The sequence below is a fragment of the Microcoleus sp. Pol1C5 genome (assembly GCF_036701115.1).
Classification (GTDB): Bacteria; Cyanobacteriota; Cyanobacteriia; order Cyanobacteriales; family Microcoleaceae; genus Microcoleus.
Window position 1 is genome coordinate 1 of the sequence record NZ_JAUBQE010000121.1, and the last position, 3,568, is coordinate 3,568.

The following is a 3,568-nucleotide window of genomic DNA, read 5'->3' on the forward strand; positions in this document are numbered from 1 at the left end:
CCGGTGTCACTGATGGTTCCGGTGTCACTGATGGTTCCGGTGTCACTGATGGTTCCGGTGTCACTGATGGTTCCGGTGTCACTGATGGTTCCGGTTCTGGTGTAGTGTCGTTATCCGTAATCGCCACTGTCACCCCTGGAACCACAACCACATTATACTTAGCATCAGTGCTACTCACAGTGTGAGTGATATTACCGCTGTGCGCCCCTTCGACAACCGTATCATCAACAGCTTTTACCGTAACGGGTTGAGCGACATTCCAATTATCCGTAGTGAAAGTCAGAGGCGCGATCGCTTCAATCTGCTCACCTGTTGTGAGAGTGATAGTTACAGGGGCGATCGGCTGCGATTTCAGCACCGCAATATACGTCCCATTCGCGCCGTCTTCTGTAGCAGTTGTTGCCGTGGGAGTAATAGAAATACCAGCGGTATCATTGTCTTTATTGGTAATGCTAACATCCGCTACATCTAGGTTGCTGTAATTCGCATCGGTACTAACAGCAGCCCCCGTGACAATTGTGTAATCAATACCGCCGTCAGCACTGCTATCCTCAACCCCTGTTACTGTTACGGGTTGCGCTGTATTCCAGTTAGCGGGAGTGAAAGTTAAACTATTAGTCGAAACTGTTCCCTCGGCAACATTATCACTGTTCAAACCGATAGTCACATCAGCAGTCGGCTGAGTATTCAGAACCACAGTAAAGTTAGCCTTGGTGCCATCTTCACCAGTAGTTAATCCCGCCGTCGGATTCACCGTAATGCCTGGAGTTTCATTGTCACTGTTGATGACATCGATATCATCAGGATCGAGATTATTGTAATTAACATCGGTGCTGACAGCAGCAGCCGTGACTATTTTGTAAGGTAGAGGGCCATCAGCTACTAAATCGTCAACACCAATTATCGTTATTGGTTGCGGTTGATCGTAGTTAGCAGGAGTGAAAGTTAAGCTCTCCGTTGAAACTGTTCCTTCGGCAACATTGTCACTCCTCAAACCGATCGCAACATCAGCAGTGGGTTGAGAGTTGAGTTGGACAGTTAAGGTAGCAGTGCCACCGACTTCACTTGTAGTTAATGCTGTTGGGTTAATAGTAAAGCCAGCCGTATCATCATTACTGATAGTTGTGGTAGCCGTAGCAGTGGTAAGTGTCGGTGTAGAATCTAATACCGAGGGATTGGACAGCGTAACCTCAAGGGTTTCATTGGCTTCGATCGCACTGTCGCCTAAAACATCAAGAGTAATGGTTTTCGATGTCTCGCCCGCTGCAAAATTAATAGTACCAGTCGCAGCAGTTGCACCGGATGTGCCGCCGATGTTGTTGTAGTCGCTACTGTCAGCAGTACCTGCGATCGCATAATCTACTGTGCTCGCCAAGTCAGTACAACCGCTGCGGGTAACTGTAAAAGTGGCAGCAGTTGTGCCCGAGTTTCCTTCAGTAACGGTTGCAACACCAGCAGTAATCGCATAGTCGATCGGATTAAGCAGAATTGTCACCTTGCTAGCACCCGATCCGATGCGATCGCCTGGCCCTGAAATCACTCTGTTAAATCCGGCGTAAATCTCGGAATTGACTGGCCCGGTAGCATCAACTTGACCGTTGAGGGCGTAAAGATACGGCGAATTCAAGCTATTTTTTAGCCCGCTTTTGTTATCCCACGCCAGTTGTTCGTTGCTGACTTCTAACTCGACACGGGAAGCGTTAGTGACCAAGTTAGGCACATTTCCTGGGGTAAGGAATCCCCCCGCAGGTGTATTGTAGTCATTCCCGTTAACACTCATATTCCCGTTAACAATCTGCATCTCGGCATCGCGACTTTGAGTGCTTGCATCCCCTCCATAGCCGTCGTTTGACGCAGAGTCGCCGAGATTTACCGTCCATCCTGACGGGGCTTTGTCGTATTCAACGATGAATTTGGCTTTCTTGATTTTGCCGTCAAAATTGATTTTGGCTACGGCTTCTAACCAACTGTCTGCGTTTGAGTCTGTAGGGGTATTTACTAGAGAAATAAACGGGTTTGGCCCACCAGTAATTGTCCCTGTTTTGAGGTCTATTTGGTACGGACTCAGGCTTAAAGGTTGACCGTTAGCAGCAATAGTTAGTGTGGTTTGTTTGGTTGTACCGGCTATGCCACCGGTGATTGTGCCAAAGTTGAGGATTGCGGTTTCGGCATTTTCAACTATGTTGTCGGGTTTGATAGTAAATGCAACATTCTGGGTGAGTGCGTCACCTGTTGCACCTGCGGGGAATGTAATCGATGTCGGCGAAAAGGTGTAGTCGGAATTTTCGGTGGCTGTGCTGCTGGGGTCGATGACAATTGGTACTGTTACAGCAGCGTCAGGAGTGGCGCTGATAGTAACGGGAATATTAACTACTGTATCTGCGGTTCCTTCAGTGCCACTGTAAGTTGCCGCACCGAAATTCACCGCCGGGGTGGTATTAAGCAGCACCGAAACGTCGTTAGTCCAATAGTTCGACGTGGCTAGGTCAGGATTCCCATCCCCATTCAAGTCGGCAGCGGTGACAGTCCAGGGATTTGACCCCAAGCTATAGTTGGCGACAGGGCTAAAAGTACCAGTGCCTGTGCCCAACAGAACCGAGAGGTTATTAGCCACAGGGGTCGGGTTGCTGACACCGTTCGCTGTAGCTAAGTCAATTTTGCCGTCTCCGTTAAAGTCACCTACAGTAACGGAACGAGGCTTTGTCCCCACAACAAAGTTAGTGGTAGCCCCAAAGCCACCTGTGCCATTTCCTAACAGTACGGATACATCATTAGAACCTTCGTTGGCTGTGGCTATGTCAGGGTTGGCATCCCCATTAAAATCTTGTACAGCAACAGAATAAGGGTTTGTTCCCACACTAAAACCAGTGGCAGTGCCAAAGCTGCCTGTGCCAGTCCCCAAGAGAATCGAGACATTGTTTGAGGTAAAGTTCGCCGTAGCTAGGTCAAGTTTGCCGTCTTTGTTAAAGTCGCCTACAGATACAGACTGGGGTGTTGTCCCGACGATAAAGTTCGTGGGAGCACTAAAGCTGCCTGTACCTGTCCCTAATAGAATAGAGACATCGTTTGAGTCAATGTTGGCTGTGGCTAGGTCAATGTTGCCATCTCCATTGAAGTCGCCGGACGTAACTGACCAAGGACTCGACCCGACGTTAAAGTTGGTAGCTGTACCAAAACTGCCTGTCCCTGTTCCTAACAAAATTGAGACGTTATTACTCCCCCAGTTGGCAACGGCTAGGTCAAGCTTGGTGTCTCCATTAAAGTCTGCCACAGTGACAGCAAAGGCATATTGGCCCACAGGAAAATTAGTGGGAGCACTAAAGGTGCCTGTACCTGTCCCTAGTAGGATAGAAACGTTGTTACTGGCACGATTCGGCACGGCTAAGTCAGGCTTGGTGTCGCCGTTGAAGTCTCCTACGCCGACGAATTGCGGTTGATTCCCCGCGCCAAAATTAGTTGCAGCACCAAAATTCAAAACATACTCGTAACCCGCTAATACTTCGGGTTCAAATACCAGCGGCGTTTCAATTTTCCCGGTACTTACTTCTAATTCCCAGTCGCCGCCCTT

At 48.9% G+C, this 3,568-nt stretch carries 1 protein-coding gene; it reads right to left on the reverse strand.

What is annotated here, in order from left to right:
• Positions 1–3,568, reverse strand: a 3,568-nt coding sequence (locus QUA23_RS30600) for an FG-GAP-like repeat-containing protein (RefSeq protein WP_333079590.1), incomplete at both ends; no start/stop codon positions are given.